The following is a 14,122-nucleotide window of genomic DNA, read 5'->3' on the forward strand; positions in this document are numbered from 1 at the left end:
AAATAACTAACGTTAACGGATATACGAATAACAATATGCGATCCTTCAAAATGCAACACGAAGAGTTCGCGCCGCCGGAGGCGCTTCAGGATGCCATCAGATGTTTCTGGTACAACCGGGAAGATTTTGGCGCCGCGTCGGTCAGCTTTGAAGTGGTGCCGGATGGTTATGCGGAGATTATTTTTTATTTCGGCGAGATGACGCGTGGCGCAGCCTTGCAGCCATTGCCATCACCTTTTATCATGGGCTTGCTCAATCAGCCCGTGGTTTTTCATGCAACAGGTCTTCTGGAGATCATCGGCGTGCGATGCTATCCCTGGACGGTATTCGATCTGCTGGGATTGCCCGCCACTAAAGACGGTCTGCAGATATTTGAACATCCGGTTAGCCGCCTGCAATCCGTTCTAAATACGTATATGCGTGAGGGTAAGATAGCAGCGGCGCTGGCGCAGGTGAAAGCATATTTCCTGGATGCGCGCATGCACATCGCGGCAGATACCATGCTGTTCAAAGCAGGAGCGGCGATGAGAAAAGCAAATGGCGCCATGCCCGTAAGCCAGGTGGCCGCCGCGGCGCATACCACCGTGCGCACATTGGAAAGGAAATTCAAACAGTCTTCCGGTCATACCGTGAAAGACGTATCAGGCCTTATACGCTTTGAACAGGTACGCAATCAACTATGGCATCATCCTGATACCAATATCGCAGGCCTGGCGCAAGAACTGGGCTATGCGGATCAGGCCCACCTGAGCAAGGAATTTAAACGCTACAGTGGCACTACGCCAGCGGCATTCGCAAGAAATGCGAAGAAAAGCAAAAGGGATTTTGTCGCGTTTGTACAAGAATAGCGCCGGCGCATGACAGAATTTTGTGCTACAATGATATTATATGAAAGCACAGAACCATGCTACTTACGATGTGATTATTTCCGGCGCAGGGCCTGTAGGCCTCTTCCTCGCCTGTGAACTGGCCTTGGCGCAATGCACGGTGTTGATACTGGAGAAAGCGGAACAGCCGCAATCACCATTGAAACAACTTCCCTTTGGTATGCGCGGCCTTTCTGCGCCTGCTATTGAAGCGTTTTACCGCCGTGGCCTGCTGGATGAACTGACGCTTCACAAGCGCATCAAAAATCCACATCACCAGCCTACACCGCCGCCACGCCCCCAGGGTGGCCACTTTGCCGGCATCCCGTTTTACCTCGATGAAGTGGATACTTCGCAATGGCCCTATCAATTGCCCGGCGCTATCGATACCAGTTTATTAACGGAGATGCAGGAACTGGAAACAGTGCTCACCCGCCGCGCCGCCACCCTTGGTGTAGAGATACTGCGCGGCCTTGCTGTTAGCGGCTTTCATCAAACCGCAGATGATGTGAGGGTGCAATGCGGTGATGATGCTTTTACCTGCCAATGGCTCGTAGGTTGCGACGGTAGTCGCAGTGCCGTGCGCAAGGCCGCTGGCTTTGATTTCGCGGGCACCGAGCCCGAATTTACCGGTTACACAGTACAGGTGGATCTCGCCGGCGCGGAGCAACTCAAGCCCGGCCGCAACCTCACGCCACAGGGCATGTACCTGCAATCACAACCTGGCTACATCGTGATACAGGACTTTGATGGCGGCGCCTTTCACCAGTCGGATAAGCCCATCACGCGGGAACATGTGGAGGAAACGCTGCGCCGCATCTCGGGCGTTGATGTAAGCATCAAGGCGCTGCATGTCGCCAGCACCTGGACCGACAGGGCGCGGCAGGTAACAGCTTACCGCAAAGGGCGGGTATTGTTAGCCGGCGATGCGGCGCATATTCATTCGCCGCTCGGCGGCCAGGGGCTTAACCTCGGCCTCGGCGATGCCATGAACCTCGGCTGGAAACTCGCCGCCACCATCCGACACAAAGCGCCGGAAGGCCTGCTGGACAGCTATCACACGGAACGATATCCCATCGGCGCACAAGTGCTGGACTGGTCACGCGCACAGGTGGCCATTATGAAGCCTGATCCGGCCGCCCGCGCACTGCACGCGATCGTACGCGATCTGATACATACACGTGATGGCGCTACTTATATGGCCGGCAGGATACGCGGCGTTTTTATGCAGTATCCGCTGGAGGGGCATCATCCGCTGACAGGCCGCACTGCGCCTGATTTTGAGCTGGAAGATGCAATCCGAATTGGTGAGCTGATGCACGACGGTAAAGGTATATTGCTCGACTTCCACCACCATCCTGCACTCCAGGCACTCGCCGCTGCATACGGTCAACAGCTGAAATATATTGCCGCCACGCCAAAAGACAGCCTGGGTGCGAGCGCCCTGCTGATACGCCCCGACGGGATCGTGGCATGGGCCACTGATACCGATCCGGATCGCGATGAACCGCAACAGGCTATTGCCCGCTGGTTTGTTGCTGAAGTACAGGATTTGTACAGGTGATACCAGGATTCATACAGCCAGTTGCTGCGGAAAGCGGGCAATTTTGCAAGAAACAATTATCCAGATGATCAACAATCTCATTTGCTGTTTCTTTGCCGGCTTCTTTTTTGCCAACGGCATCCCGCATTTTGTGAAGGGTATCACGAAAGAAAACTATCCCTGCCTTTTTGGTAACAGGCCCATTCCCAATCTGCTTGCCGGCTGGACCATGTTGCTGGTATCACTGATCGTTTTCCACTTTACAGTTATCACCAAAGACGACTTCGCAGCGCAGGCTGCGGTGGCGGTGGGCGCATTGTCGATTGGATTGTTCCATGCCGGTCCTGGCGCCTTCGGTGCAAAATCGTAATTTACTTTCATGAGGAAACCATCTGGCGCAGTGCTCAATACCACAGGGCTGCTCAAAGCCATCTCACAACATCCGGTATTTCCGGTAATAATCGCATCGTCGCAACACCCCATGTCGGCGCCTGATGTAGATGTAGGCCATGCTACCAGGCCACGCCGGCTCGCCGCTTACCTGCTCATTTTCCTGGTAGAAGGAAACTCCGTACACAACCTGGATTTGAAACAGGTGCAGCTGGCATCAGGACAAGTGTTGCTCGTGCAGCCGAACCAGATCCACCAGTTTCTTTCCAACTGGCAGCAGCAACGGCGATGGTACAAGATCGGTTTTGATGAACAAAGTCTTGCCTTGCTGCCACAGTCATTCGATTTTCTCTCCAACCCGCTCAACAATGCTATCCTGCAAGTGGAGCCGGAAGAGCAGGAACGGCTTACCTGCAATTTCGAGTGCCTGGCCCAGTTACTACGGGCAGCACAGAAGCCGCCAGCAGGGCTTATTCTGGCGTATATGCATACGCTGTTGATGGAATTGAATACGATCTATTTCAAGATATCTATGAAGAAACAAACGCCGGGAGAAGCCCTGGAGCTTTATCTCCGCTTCCGGAAACTGGTAGAAGGAGAATTTACCAATCAGCCATCGGTCCAGCAACTGGTCGATGGCTTATCGGTGTCGGAGAACAAGCTGTACGCCGTGGTGCGGCAATTTGCCGGTGTCTCTCCTAAAACCTATCTGCTCAACAGGACCATGCTGGAAGCGCAACGGATGTTCTTTTACGACAGGCCATCTGCAAAAGAAGTAGCATACGAGTTAGGCTTTAACGATCCCGATCATTTCTCCCGTGCCTTCAAACGGGCTTCCGGTAAAACGATCACACAATTCCTTCAGGATATTGAATGATCTTATACACGGTTCCTGTAGATCCGCATCGCCACGGCATAAGCCACCAGCGTGATACCGGCGCACCATGCCATCGCCACCCAGATGGTATTGCCTATCGGCTGGTTGTTGAGCAGCGCGCGGATGCTTTCTATGATCGAGGTTACAGGCTGATTTTCGGCAAAGGCACGCACACCTGCAGGCATCGTTTTGGTAGGCACAAAAGCAGAGCTGATCAAAGGCAGGAAGTGAATAGGGTAGGCTATTACAGCGGCGCCATCCACCGTTTTGGCCGTGAGCCCGGGAATGACGGCCACCCAGGTGAGCGACAGCGTAAACACAGAGAGTATTCCTATCACCGCCAACCACGACAACACGCCTGCCGGCGAACGGAAACCCATGATGAGCGCCACCAGCACAATGATCGCCACGGATATTACATTAGATACCAACGAGGTCAGTACATGCCCCCACAACGCGGCGGAGCGCGCAATGGGCATGGAATGGAAACGTTCAAATATGCCGCGTTGCACATCGGTGAACAAACGGAAAGATACATAACCGATGCTGTTGGCCACTGCCATGAGCAATACGCCCGGCAACAGGTAATTGACATAATGATCCGTGCCGGTATGAATGGCGCCGCCCAATACATAAACAAATAGCAGCATCAGCGCAATGGGCATGATGGTAATGGTGATGATGGTATCCATGCTGCGGGAAACATGGCGCATAGAGCGTCCGAGCATCACGCTCATATCTGCGAAGAAATAGGTCCTGATCGTTTTCATATTATTTTGTTGTTTTTGTGCCTACGATAGAAAGGAATATTTCCTCGAGCGTAGGCTGTTTTTCAATATATTCCACCTTTGCGGGCGGGAACAATTTTTTCAGTTCTGCAAGCGTGCCGCTCACGATGATCTCTCCGTTATGAAGGATCGCGATCTTGTCGGCGAGTTGTTCGGCTTCGTCCAGGTACTGAGTAGTGAGGAATACCGTGGTGCCGCTGCGGGCAAGGGTTTTGACGATCTCCCACACCTCGATGCGCGCCTCGGGATCGAGGCCGGTAGTTGGTTCGTCCAGGAAAATGAGCTTGGAATTGCCCACCAGGCTCATGGCAATATCAAGCCGGCGGCGCATGCCACCGGAATAAGTGGATGTGCTGCGGTTGGCCGCATCCGTTAACCCGAAACGATGGAGCAGGTCGTCCGCCACCTGGTACGGATTGGGAAGATGCCGCAGCTTTGCGATCATCACCAGGTTTTCACGGCCGGTCAGGATCTCGTCCACAGCGGCAAACTGGCCGGTCAAACTGATCGATTGCCGCACCTGTTCGGGGGCCGACAATACATCAAATCCATTGACGATGGCGGTTCCGCTGTCTTGTTTCAACAAGGTGGTGAGTATCCTGACGATCGTTGTTTTGCCGGAGCCGTTGGGGCCGAGCAGGGCGAAGATGCTGCCTTCTTCTACTTCAAGATCTACGCCCTTCAATACATGGAGGTGCCTATAGGACTTGTGCAGCCCTTTCACCTGGATGGTCTGGTTTTGCATGGTTTAAATAATTGTAACGTTTGATAAATCCACTACCCGTAAGCCTTTGAGGGCAGCGTAGGTGAGCTTGTCCATCATCGCGCCATCAAAGGAGATAGTTTTCATAGCAAGATGTGATCTGTTGGTAACGGAGAATGGCGGTATGAATGAGACGTTCCGGAGCGTGGCGCCTCTGAAAGAAGCATTGTTCAGTGACGATCTGTCGAACCGGGTATTGGTAAAGGTTTGCCCGTCAAAACAAACATTCCGCAGATCGCAGTACGTGAAGTCAACGCCGTTAAAGCTGCATTGCTCAAAGGCGGCTTTTCTGAGGTCGGTTTTGGTGAACTTCACGTCTTCCATATTTACTGCTGTGAACCTGGCGCTTTGGCCCGACAGGCTCATAGTGGTGCGCACCATGATAGACTGGTTGAAGCTGGCGCCCGTGAGGTCCATAATAGAAAAGTGGCAGTCGGTCAGATCAGCGCCGTCGAAATTGGCTTCGCGTGCATCACAAACTTCAAAGGTGCTGCCACGCAGGTCTGCGCCGGCGAAGTTAGCGCCGCGCAAAGGGCTGGCTTTGAATTTTCCCTTGTGTAAAATAACGCCTGCAAAATCGCTGCCTTGCAGGTCAACCGCAGAGAGATGAAGGCGTGGCGGGCGCGCCGCTGAAGGGGAGGGGTCGGCGTCTTCCAGCGCTGCTGGCTCATCTTCACCGGCGGTCGTTTTATCGTTTACAGATGAAAAGTTGGCGGAGAAATAGTTGAGATCAACGCCGAGAATCTCCGCGAGCCGGTTAATGGTAAGAATATCGGGAACAGATTCTCCGCGTTCCCATTTGCCCACTGCCTGCGGACTGATAAATAAACGCTGGGCCAGTTGCGCCTGAGACATATTAGTCTCTTTTCTTGCCTGGGCAATTTTATTGCCGATCAGATTGGTATCCATTTGTATTGTTTTTTGTTTTTTTGTGACAATACAAAGGTAGATGGGGAAATCACCACTATCGCTAAAAGTGGCGCTACTGTTGGTTGTATGGCCGCTACTACCTGTTGTTTTTTGACAACTGACAGTTGTTTTTGATCAGGAGGCCTGTTGTTTTACAAAAAATAAACCGATCGCCCCGCTTACCAGGCCCTGAAATGGCCCCATGTAAATAGACGACTCTTTCATTAATTGCAGCAAGGGTTTGTTGGTAAGTGGTTGCAGTAAGATCATCAGGATGATCACGCCCAGGTAGAAGATGGACAGCCCTATGGTGATCCGGTAATAGAAAATATCGACAAAGGATCGCTCGGGAGCTGCGGCTTTGATATCGAAAAGGAAAACGCTCAACATGAGCGTCAGGTTAGGCAGGATGGCAGAAGTGACCCATCCCCAGGCTTCCTGGCTATTGTCTTCAAACTTGCCGCCAAGCGTTTGAACGAATACGATAGTGAAAATGATAGCAGAAACAACAAACCAGAAAATAGCGATCTTTTTCTTGGCTTCGGGAAAACTGGTATTCATATATTTATTTTAATCCGTCGTAAATCTTGTTTTTGATCAGTTGATTCCGGCCAGTGACGGGCGATGGAACGATCATGCTCACCGAAGTGTCTGATTCATTCTTTTTAAACTCGTAGATCAGCACGTCGAGGGAATGATTTTCGTTGAAGGGTATCTTGCCTATTTCGGCTGGCAACCTGTTGATGCCGGATGCAAGCCATTCGTTTGCCTGTCTTTCTGTTGCTTTATTCTCCGAGTAATGGTAGTATCTGTCGCTGACTACAAATACAATGCACCGGTAATAGCCAGGATTGGCAAATAATAGCCTGGTGAGGTAATTCTTCAGGGAGAAGCTCTCCTGGTCTTCTTCCTGTATCCATCGTTCGTTCTCTGATTTTACCGTCCGGTCTTTATTGATTTTTTCCAGTTGTGTTACTAATACAAAGCCGTTAGGCGCGCTGAAATAGCTTTTCCTGACATAGCCGCATTTGTCCAGCGCGGCGGATAACCGCGCGTTTACATCGCTGAGCGCTTTGCAAGTGGCGAAATAGGACCGGGAAATTTCATCAGTGGCCGAGGGCTGTGGCGGCGGGAAAGGAAATGCCGGAATGTAAATGGCAGCAGCGCTGTCTGGAACCGCGCCGCCAAAGCCGGATTCAGATTTCCTTGACGCGCATCTGGTAAAGAATGTGCAGATCATAAATGCACACACAGGGATAAGAATATAGGAAGATATTTTATTCATGGCCATGAGTTTGGGGCGTGAATAATTATTATAGCAATAAGGGATGTTGAAATTTGGGGTCGTATGTCTTTAATTGTCTTTCTGTATCTATTATTGGGGCTATTGCTTTGCTACACTAATATAGGGGATTTTCCGGAGTGTACCAATGTTTTCTCTTCCTGCATTAAAGATACCAGGTGCTATCCTGCAAAAAAATGTATTATTGTACCGTATGAAGCAGAAAATTTATCCGATGTGCTGCTTGCGTTACCGCTGGATATTGTTTCTACTGCTGCTTTCCAAGGTACTCAGCGCTCAATCCTATTCTTTCAGAAGATATGAAACAGAGAACGGATTGTCTAATAACACTGTGCAATGTATCGTGCAGGACCAGCAGGGCTTTATGTGGTTTGGCACAAAAGATGGCCTGACCCGCTTTGATGGCTATCACTTCAAGGTGTTCAGTTTGAACGACAACCCCGTGATCCCCAATGTAAACTATGTGAATGTGACAACGGTGGACAATGAGGGTACGCTATGGGTCGGATCTACGCAGGGCATCTATCGTTTTGATAAAACAGCGGCGCTGTTCCATCCTTTTCTGGATTCCCTGCATGGCATTGCGGCCCTGCATTTCAGCCGCAATGGTGATCTGTGGCTCACTGCCCGTGGTACCGTTTACCGTTATGATTTTCACACCGGGCGCCTCACGCGTTTTCCTCCTGAAGAATATTTTTGGGTGACAGCCATCTGCGAATGGAAGGGCTTTATCTGGTGCGGCACGCCTGATGGTCAGCTCAAAAAGATGGACCCTGCTACCGGCGCGTTTACTTCTTATGATATGTTTGCGCAGTCAGCAGTGGCAAAAGGAGAGCGGTCGATCGAAACCATCCTGCCGGATGATAGCGGCGGAATCTTTGTGGGCTACGTGGCCGGGCTGAAGCAATTCAATACCGTATCTGGCGCTCGTAAAGACCTGCTCCGCTACGATACCGGGAACTTCACCATCTTTACCCGGTCTATTCTCAAGGCCAACGATACGGAGTTCTGGTTCGGTACAGAAAGAGGATTGTTCATATATAATACGGTGACAAAAAAATTCAGGCACCTGGAAACGGAACGTTTCAATCCTTATTCCATTCCTGATAACGCGGTGTATGCGGTATACAAGGATAGTGAAGGAGGCATATGGGCAGGCACCTATTTCGGAGGAGTTTGTTACTATAACGGGCACGCCTATCCTGTTTTTGAAAAATATTTTCCGGGCGAAACACGGAATGCCATCAGTGGCAATGTAGTACGTGAAATTTGTGAAGACCACGAAGGCAATATCTGGATGGGGACGGAAGATGCCGGCCTGAATAAACTGAACCCTCTGACCGGCGAGATACAGCAGTTCAGGCCCAGCGGCCTGCCCGGCAGTATTGCTTATCCCAATATTCACGGCTTGCTGGCGATAGGTGATGAACTGTGGATCGGCACCTTTTTTCATGGTATAGATATCATGGATATCCATACCGGTAAGGTGAAGCGGCATATCTCCACGGGGGAGGTACAGTTCACCCTCTGCATGATGCAAACGAAAAATGGAGATGTGTACCTGGGCGCTCAATCTTCCTTATACAAATATGACCGCAGCAGCGGCGGTTTCACCCGGCCTGCGGCCGTGCCGGCAAGCACGCCGGTACTATGCCTCACGGAAGATCATGCCGGAACAATATGGGCGGGCACCGTAAACGGGGTGTATTATTTCAATCCGCTTTCCGGCGCCAGCGGGCATTTTATGAACATCGCCGGTAATGAAAATTCACTGAGCAACAACAAGGTGAACGCCGTCCTCGAAGATACGGAACACCGCCTCTGGTTTGCCACGGAAGGCGGCGGCCTGTGCAGGCTCGATGAAAGCAGGAAGAGATTTGACCGCTACGCCACCAACAACGGACTGCCCGGCAATTTCGTTTTCAAAATAGTAGAAGATAACTTGCGAACACTTTGGGTCACTACCTCAAAAGGCCTGGTGCGCATGGATCTCACCGGGAAGATAACAAACGTTTATACACACGCCGATGGCCTGCTCACCGATCAGTTTAATTACAATTCAGGATTCAAAGACCGCAGCGGTAAATTATATTTCGGCTGTATAAAAGGTATGATCGCATTCCGGCCAGACAGCATCACGCGCGTTAATGACAACAAGTTCCAGATCTATATCACCAGTTTTGAAGCCAACAATAAAGAACTGAAAGCCGGAGCCGGCGAGCTGTTACAGCGTTCCATCCTGCTCGCCGGTAAAGTTGAGCTGCCGTATAACCAGTCATCTTGCAGTATTGAGTTTGCCGTGCCCAATTATACATCTCCCGCAGCGGTAAAGTATTCCTATAAATTGGAAGGCGTAGACAGAGACTGGGTTGAACTGAAGCAAAACAGGCGTATCTATTTTGCAGGCCTGAGCCCTGGTACTTACACGCTGCATATCCGGGCTACCGCGCCATTCTTCATCGGGCGCGCCGAGAAGCAATTGATCATCAAAATACGGCCGCCATGGTGGTTTTCAGGATGGGCATACCTGTTGTATGCGGTCATACTAACGGTCTTGATCATTTATATCATCAGAACACTTCGCGCAAAACAACGGGTGAAAAAAGAAAAAGAAATATATTCAGAGAAGATCAACTTTTTTACACAAGTTGCCCATGAAATAAAAACGCCGCTCACCCTGATCAAAGGGCCGGTAGATAATTTAAAGGAGTGGACAACAGATATCCCCGAGATACTTGTGGATGTGAAGATGATGGAAAGAAATACAGACAGGCTGATCAACCTGGTCAACCAGTTGATGGATTTTAACAAGATCGAAGCCAATGGATTCAGCCTGAACTTCCATCCCGTGAATGTTAGCGAGCTCCTTGCAGAAACCTTCAGGAATTTTGAAGAACTGGCCAGGGCGAAATCGCTGCACTATTCGCTGCAGATGCCGGCTACGGACGTTTATATTGCGGCAGACCAGGAAGCGTTGCGCAAGATCTTCGACAACCTTTTCAGCAATGCAGTGAAGTATGCAGCCAGCAAGGTACTTTGTGAGATGACGGAACCGGATCCGTCAGGCGGAATGCTGATCATCACGATCAGCAACGATGGCAAGGTGGTGCCTGCGGAGATGCGCGAAAAAATATTTGAACCCTTTTTCCGGCTCCGTGAAACCAGCAAGCAAAGGGGAGCCGGCATCGGGTTGGCGCTTGCCCGCTCGCTCGTGAACCTGCATAAAGGCTCGCTTTATATGAAACAGGAGGAGAGCAGTAAAAATATTTTTATCTTAAAATTACCTTTTAAGTAGAACCACCATGCTACCTGCGCTTTTATTAGTTGATGATGAAGAAGAGATACTGGACTTCCTGGAACGTGCGCTGGAGCCGCAGTACACCGTTTTCAGGGCCGACAATGTACCGGATGCCTTGCAGATACTCGAAAAGGAAGCCATTCACCTGGTGATCAGTGATGTGATCATGCCGGTAACGGATGGCCTCGAGTTTTGCAGGATCATCAAATCTACATTGGCGTTTTCGCACATCCCTGTAATTTTGCTGACCGCCAGGAATACCCTGCAATCCAAGATAGAAGGCCTTGAGCTGGGTGCGGATGCCTATATCGAAAAGCCTTTCTCGAAGCAACACCTGTTAGCGCAAATAACAAGCCTGCTCCATAACAGGATGCGGATGCAGGAATACTTCTCGGGCGCTTCCCCTATGCCTATCAAGCATCTCGGCTATTCCAGGCTGGATGAGCAATTCCTGGAATCGTTGAATGAGCTGATCTTTCAATATATGGAGAAAGAAGAGCTGAATGTTGATCTGCTCGCGAAATCCATGAACATGAGCCGTCCTACCTTGTACCGGAAAATAAAGATGGTGAGCGGAATGGCCCCCAGTGAATTTATCAATATCACCCGCCTGAAAAAGGCCGCCGAGCTGCTGGTGCTCGGACAATATAAAATATACGAAGTAGCACTGATGACCGGCTTCGGCTCGCAAAGCAATTTTACCCGCAGCTTCAGCCGGCATTTCAATATCACGCCCACCGCATACCTGGCGGCAAAGCGAAATGCGTAGTTTGATCAGCTATGTATAGAAAATGATCAACAGTGAATAATCCTGCTTACAGCCTTGCATTAATTTAGCCCAACCCCGGCACTGTGGCCGTACATATCATGGAGATAGCGATTATACCTAAGTTTTTAATAGTAAAGACGACAATAATGGATAAATCAACCTGGCCGCTCCCGGCCGGGTTTTCAAAAAGATCATTACAAAAATTCACCACGCAAATGAAATATAAAACACTGTTCTTGATCATCAGCGCTTTTTGTTCGCTGTCAACATCGTTCGCACAATCAGGCCTTTGGACCAAAGAAAAGGCCAACAAATGGTATACAACACAGCCCTGGCTTACAGGTGCAGACTACATTCCCAACAATGCCATCAATCAGCTGGAAATGTGGCAGGCAAACACTTTCAGCCCGCAACAGATCGATAAGGAATTTGCCCTTGCAGAAGACATCGGGTTTAACACTATGCGGGTATTTTTGCACAGCCTCGCCTGGAAACAGGACCCTGCCGGGTTTAAGCAACGTATCGATAAATTCCTGTCCATTGCGCAGCAACATCATATCCGGCCGCTCTTCGTTTTCTTTGATGATTGCTGGAGAAAAGTTCCCCAGGCCGGCCGGCAGCCCGATCCGCAACCAGGTGTACACAATTCAGGCTGGGTGCAGGATCCCGGCGATCCTGCTTCTATGAACGAAGCGAATTTTCCCGAACTGGAGAAATATGTGAAAGATATACTGAGCAGCTTTGCGCACGACAAAAGAATACTGGCCTGGGACTTATATAATGAGCCGGGTAATGAAGGGAAAGGCATCAAAACCCTTCCGTTGCTGAAAGCTGTTTTCTCCTGGGCAAGGGTGGTAAACCCCGACCAGCCTATCACGGCCGGTTTATGGAACTGGTCCTCCGGTTTCAAAGAGCTGAATGAATTTCAGATCGACCATTCAGATATCATCACCTATCATTGCTATTCGCCGGCAGATGAACATCTGAAAATGATATTGTTTTTGCAGGCATTGGGCAGGCCGCTCATCTGCACGGAATATATGGCACGTACAAGAGACAGCCGTTTTGCCACCACTATGCCGATACTGAAAAAAGAAAAGGTGGGCGCTATCAACTGGGGATTTGTAGAAGGGAAAACCAATACGATCTATCAATGGGGCAAGCCTATTCCGGATGGCAGCCAGCCGGATGAATGGTTCCATGATATTTTCCGGAAAGATTTTACGCCCTACCGGAAAGATGAAACAGATCTGATCAGGAAACTGAATAAAACAAACCCTTAAGCTGTACTTTGTTCGCTGTAAAAAGGGTGTGTCAATATGATATTGACACACCCTGCTTGTTTCCGGAAAAAAATTATTTACTGCAAGCTGCTCACACCATAGTGTGTATAAGTAGTGAAGCCCAGGAACGTATTGTCGTTCGGCACGCCCAATGGCGCCTGCAAGCCTCTCAGATAAGCCAGGTTGCTGGTTTGATAATGATTGTATGCTACTTCCACGCCGGGGAATACCGGGCTGGAAGTGGAACAATAATTACAGGTAGTGCTTTGGCCATAGGCGGCGCGCATGTAATCATAACCGGCGCTGAGGCGGTTGCTGCTGGCCGACCACAGCGAATTGTCGCCCTGTATACTGGCCAGTTGCGCGGCATAGGCAAAAGCAGTCAGGGAATATTGAAAGTGCACACAATCCTGGCGGTTACAGTATTCCGGAATATCGCCATTGGATTGTATGATGATGGGCAGATAAGTGGTGATCAGATCATACCCGTTCTGATACACGCTGGTGCTGTTCAGAAAAATACCGATGGCCATTTTCGCATAGCCCTGTGAGGCATTCCAGTTGTTATTGTACACCGGCATGTTGTTGATGTAATTGTTCTTTACATTATTGAGATAATTGGAGAACTGCGTAATATCTGCAGCGGCCCATCCTGAGCCATGACCATTCACCTGGTAGTAGCGCATGATCTCTGCGGCCGCTACAAAGCTGGGCGTGGTCCAGGAGGCTTCCAGGCCTGGTTGATTGGGATTGGTGGAGGCATCCAGCAGGGCATAGTTCTGGAACGTGTAAGACCAGCCGTTCAATATCTGGATGCATTTGTCGGCCCAGCTCTGGGTGCCGGTTTTAGCCCATCGTAACGCTAACGCATATGCGAGTTCTGCATCTTTCCTGATCTGTGATTTCGACGGAGAGGTAGCGCCGTTTGATCCTACTACTACGGTAGCATAGAAGGAGGTAGGTACGGGGTGACTGTCTACATAATCGATCACTTTTTGATAAGATGCGCTGCGGGCCGGATCGCCGCCGTTTACCTGGCCGCCTGCATAGTCAAGGCTGGCTTGCGTGTTCAACACGCCGGGATGTACGAAGGACGTGATCTGCGCTGTGGCGGCAGTGTTGTTAGCCGCTTTGTTGCCGTTGTTTAAACTGTCTGTCAGTTGTTGTTTTCCGCAGGCAAATAGTAAAGCAGTGGCAGAGAGGATGCTCACCGTGAGGTAATAAAAAAGGGTGTTCTTTTGCATATCTGAATTTTGTGATAATAAATGAAGACGGCCGGAGTACGAGGGTTTTCGGCTGTTTAGTGCAAACGTTTGCATGAAGATAGGAAAAG

13 protein-coding genes are annotated in these 14,122 nt (G+C 50.2%); 7 read left to right on the forward strand and 6 right to left on the reverse strand.

The features are described 5' to 3' along the window. Window positions 1-35: 35 nt before the first annotated feature. The 4 genes from FPG75_RS05300 (at window position 36) to FPG75_RS05315 (ending at window position 3,676) form a co-directional block, all read left to right on the forward strand. Window positions 36-848, forward strand: coding sequence for a helix-turn-helix domain-containing protein (locus FPG75_RS05300; protein ID WP_143305627.1), 813 nt, complete (start codon window positions 36-38; stop codon window positions 846-848). 40 nt (window positions 849-888) lie between these two features. Then, window positions 889-2,430 (forward strand): FAD-dependent monooxygenase, encoded by a 1,542-nt coding sequence (locus FPG75_RS05305; RefSeq protein ID WP_143305629.1) that lies wholly within the window; start codon window positions 889-891, stop codon window positions 2,428-2,430. Between the two features lie 64 nt (window positions 2,431-2,494). Next, a complete protein-coding gene (locus tag FPG75_RS05310; RefSeq protein WP_161596674.1) occupies window positions 2,495-2,779 on the forward strand; it encodes a hypothetical protein in 285 nt (94 codons plus the stop codon). Between the two features lie 9 nt (window positions 2,780-2,788). After that, entirely contained in the window at window positions 2,789-3,676 is an 888-nt protein-coding gene (locus tag FPG75_RS05315) for an AraC family transcriptional regulator (RefSeq protein ID WP_143305633.1), read from the forward strand. Window positions 3,677-3,678: 2 nt separating this feature from the next. On the opposite strand, the gene FPG75_RS05320 is transcribed toward FPG75_RS05315, so the two are convergent. The 5 genes from FPG75_RS05320 to FPG75_RS05340 form a co-directional block, all read right to left on the reverse strand. Next, window positions 3,679-4,446, reverse strand: coding sequence for an ABC transporter permease (locus FPG75_RS05320; protein ID WP_143305634.1), 768 nt, complete (start codon window positions 4,444-4,446; stop codon window positions 3,679-3,681). A gap of 1 nt (window position 4,447) precedes the next feature. Then, window positions 4,448-5,209 carry an ABC transporter ATP-binding protein gene (locus FPG75_RS05325; RefSeq protein ID WP_143305636.1) on the reverse strand — a complete coding sequence of 254 codons (762 nt, stop codon included), beginning with the start codon at window positions 5,207-5,209 and terminating at the stop codon, window positions 4,448-4,450. A gap of 3 nt (window positions 5,210-5,212) precedes the next feature. Beyond that, window positions 5,213-6,136 (reverse strand): pentapeptide repeat-containing protein, encoded by a 924-nt coding sequence (locus FPG75_RS05330; RefSeq protein ID WP_143305638.1) that lies wholly within the window; start codon window positions 6,134-6,136, stop codon window positions 5,213-5,215. 135 nt (window positions 6,137-6,271) lie between these two features. Next, the gene (locus FPG75_RS05335; protein WP_143305640.1) at window positions 6,272-6,697 is read right to left on the reverse strand and encodes a hypothetical protein; all 426 of its coding nucleotides are present in this window, start codon (window positions 6,695-6,697) and stop codon (window positions 6,272-6,274) included. 4 nt (window positions 6,698-6,701) lie between these two features. Continuing rightward, complete coding sequence (locus FPG75_RS05340; RefSeq protein ID WP_143305642.1) at window positions 6,702-7,421, reverse strand: hypothetical protein; 720 nt, start codon at window positions 7,419-7,421, stop codon at window positions 6,702-6,704. A gap of 211 nt (window positions 7,422-7,632) precedes the next feature. Here FPG75_RS05340 and FPG75_RS05345 point away from each other — a divergent pair, with 211 nt between their 5' ends. From FPG75_RS05345 to FPG75_RS05355, 3 genes are all read left to right on the forward strand, one after another. Further along, entirely contained in the window at window positions 7,633-10,734 is a 3,102-nt protein-coding gene (locus tag FPG75_RS05345; RefSeq protein WP_161596675.1) for a ligand-binding sensor domain-containing protein, read from the forward strand. A 7-nt stretch (window positions 10,735-10,741) separates the two neighbouring features. Next, complete coding sequence (locus FPG75_RS05350) at window positions 10,742-11,506, forward strand: response regulator (RefSeq protein ID WP_143305645.1); 765 nt, start codon at window positions 10,742-10,744, stop codon at window positions 11,504-11,506. Between the two features lie 215 nt (window positions 11,507-11,721). Beyond that, on the forward strand, window positions 11,722-12,789 hold the full coding sequence (locus FPG75_RS05355) for a glycoside hydrolase 5 family protein (protein WP_143305647.1): 1,068 nt from the start codon (window positions 11,722-11,724) through the stop codon (window positions 12,787-12,789). Window positions 12,790-12,866: 77 nt separating this feature from the next. Here the strand turns inward: FPG75_RS05355 and FPG75_RS05360 are convergent, their stop codons facing one another. After that, window positions 12,867-14,033 carry an alginate lyase family protein gene (locus FPG75_RS05360; RefSeq protein WP_143305649.1) on the reverse strand — a complete coding sequence of 389 codons (1,167 nt, stop codon included), beginning with the start codon at window positions 14,031-14,033 and terminating at the stop codon, window positions 12,867-12,869. Window positions 14,034-14,122: the final 89 nt, after the last annotated feature.

Origin of the sequence: Chitinophaga vietnamensis (genome assembly GCF_902167635.1) — a bacterium.
Classification (GTDB): domain Bacteria; phylum Bacteroidota; class Bacteroidia; order Chitinophagales; family Chitinophagaceae; genus Chitinophaga; species Chitinophaga vietnamensis.

What these genes read in the sequence shown, in the direction of transcription:
- FPG75_RS05300 (WP_143305627.1), top strand. Translation starts at nt 36, where the DNA reads ATGCGATCCTTCAAAATGCAACACGAAGAGTTCGCGCCGCCGGAGGCG.
- FPG75_RS05305 (WP_143305629.1), top strand. Translation starts at nt 889, where the DNA reads ATGAAAGCACAGAACCATGCTACTTACGATGTGATTATTTCCGGCGCA.
- FPG75_RS05310 (WP_161596674.1), top strand. Translation starts at nt 2,495, where the DNA reads ATGATCAACAATCTCATTTGCTGTTTCTTTGCCGGCTTCTTTTTTGCC.
- FPG75_RS05315 (WP_143305633.1), top strand. Translation starts at nt 2,789, where the DNA reads ATGAGGAAACCATCTGGCGCAGTGCTCAATACCACAGGGCTGCTCAAA.
- FPG75_RS05320 (WP_143305634.1), bottom strand. Translation starts at nt 4,446, where the DNA reads ATGAAAACGATCAGGACCTATTTCTTCGCAGATATGAGCGTGATGCTC.
- FPG75_RS05325 (WP_143305636.1), bottom strand. Translation starts at nt 5,209, where the DNA reads ATGCAAAACCAGACCATCCAGGTGAAAGGGCTGCACAAGTCCTATAGG.
- FPG75_RS05330 (WP_143305638.1), bottom strand. Translation starts at nt 6,136, where the DNA reads ATGGATACCAATCTGATCGGCAATAAAATTGCCCAGGCAAGAAAAGAG.
- FPG75_RS05335 (WP_143305640.1), bottom strand. Translation starts at nt 6,697, where the DNA reads ATGAATACCAGTTTTCCCGAAGCCAAGAAAAAGATCGCTATTTTCTGG.
- FPG75_RS05340 (WP_143305642.1), bottom strand. Translation starts at nt 7,421, where the DNA reads ATGAATAAAATATCTTCCTATATTCTTATCCCTGTGTGTGCATTTATG.
- FPG75_RS05345 (WP_161596675.1), top strand. Translation starts at nt 7,633, where the DNA reads ATGAAGCAGAAAATTTATCCGATGTGCTGCTTGCGTTACCGCTGGATA.
- FPG75_RS05350 (WP_143305645.1), top strand. Translation starts at nt 10,742, where the DNA reads ATGCTACCTGCGCTTTTATTAGTTGATGATGAAGAAGAGATACTGGAC.
- FPG75_RS05355 (WP_143305647.1), top strand. Translation starts at nt 11,722, where the DNA reads ATGAAATATAAAACACTGTTCTTGATCATCAGCGCTTTTTGTTCGCTG.
- FPG75_RS05360 (WP_143305649.1), bottom strand. Translation starts at nt 14,033, where the DNA reads ATGCAAAAGAACACCCTTTTTTATTACCTCACGGTGAGCATCCTCTCT.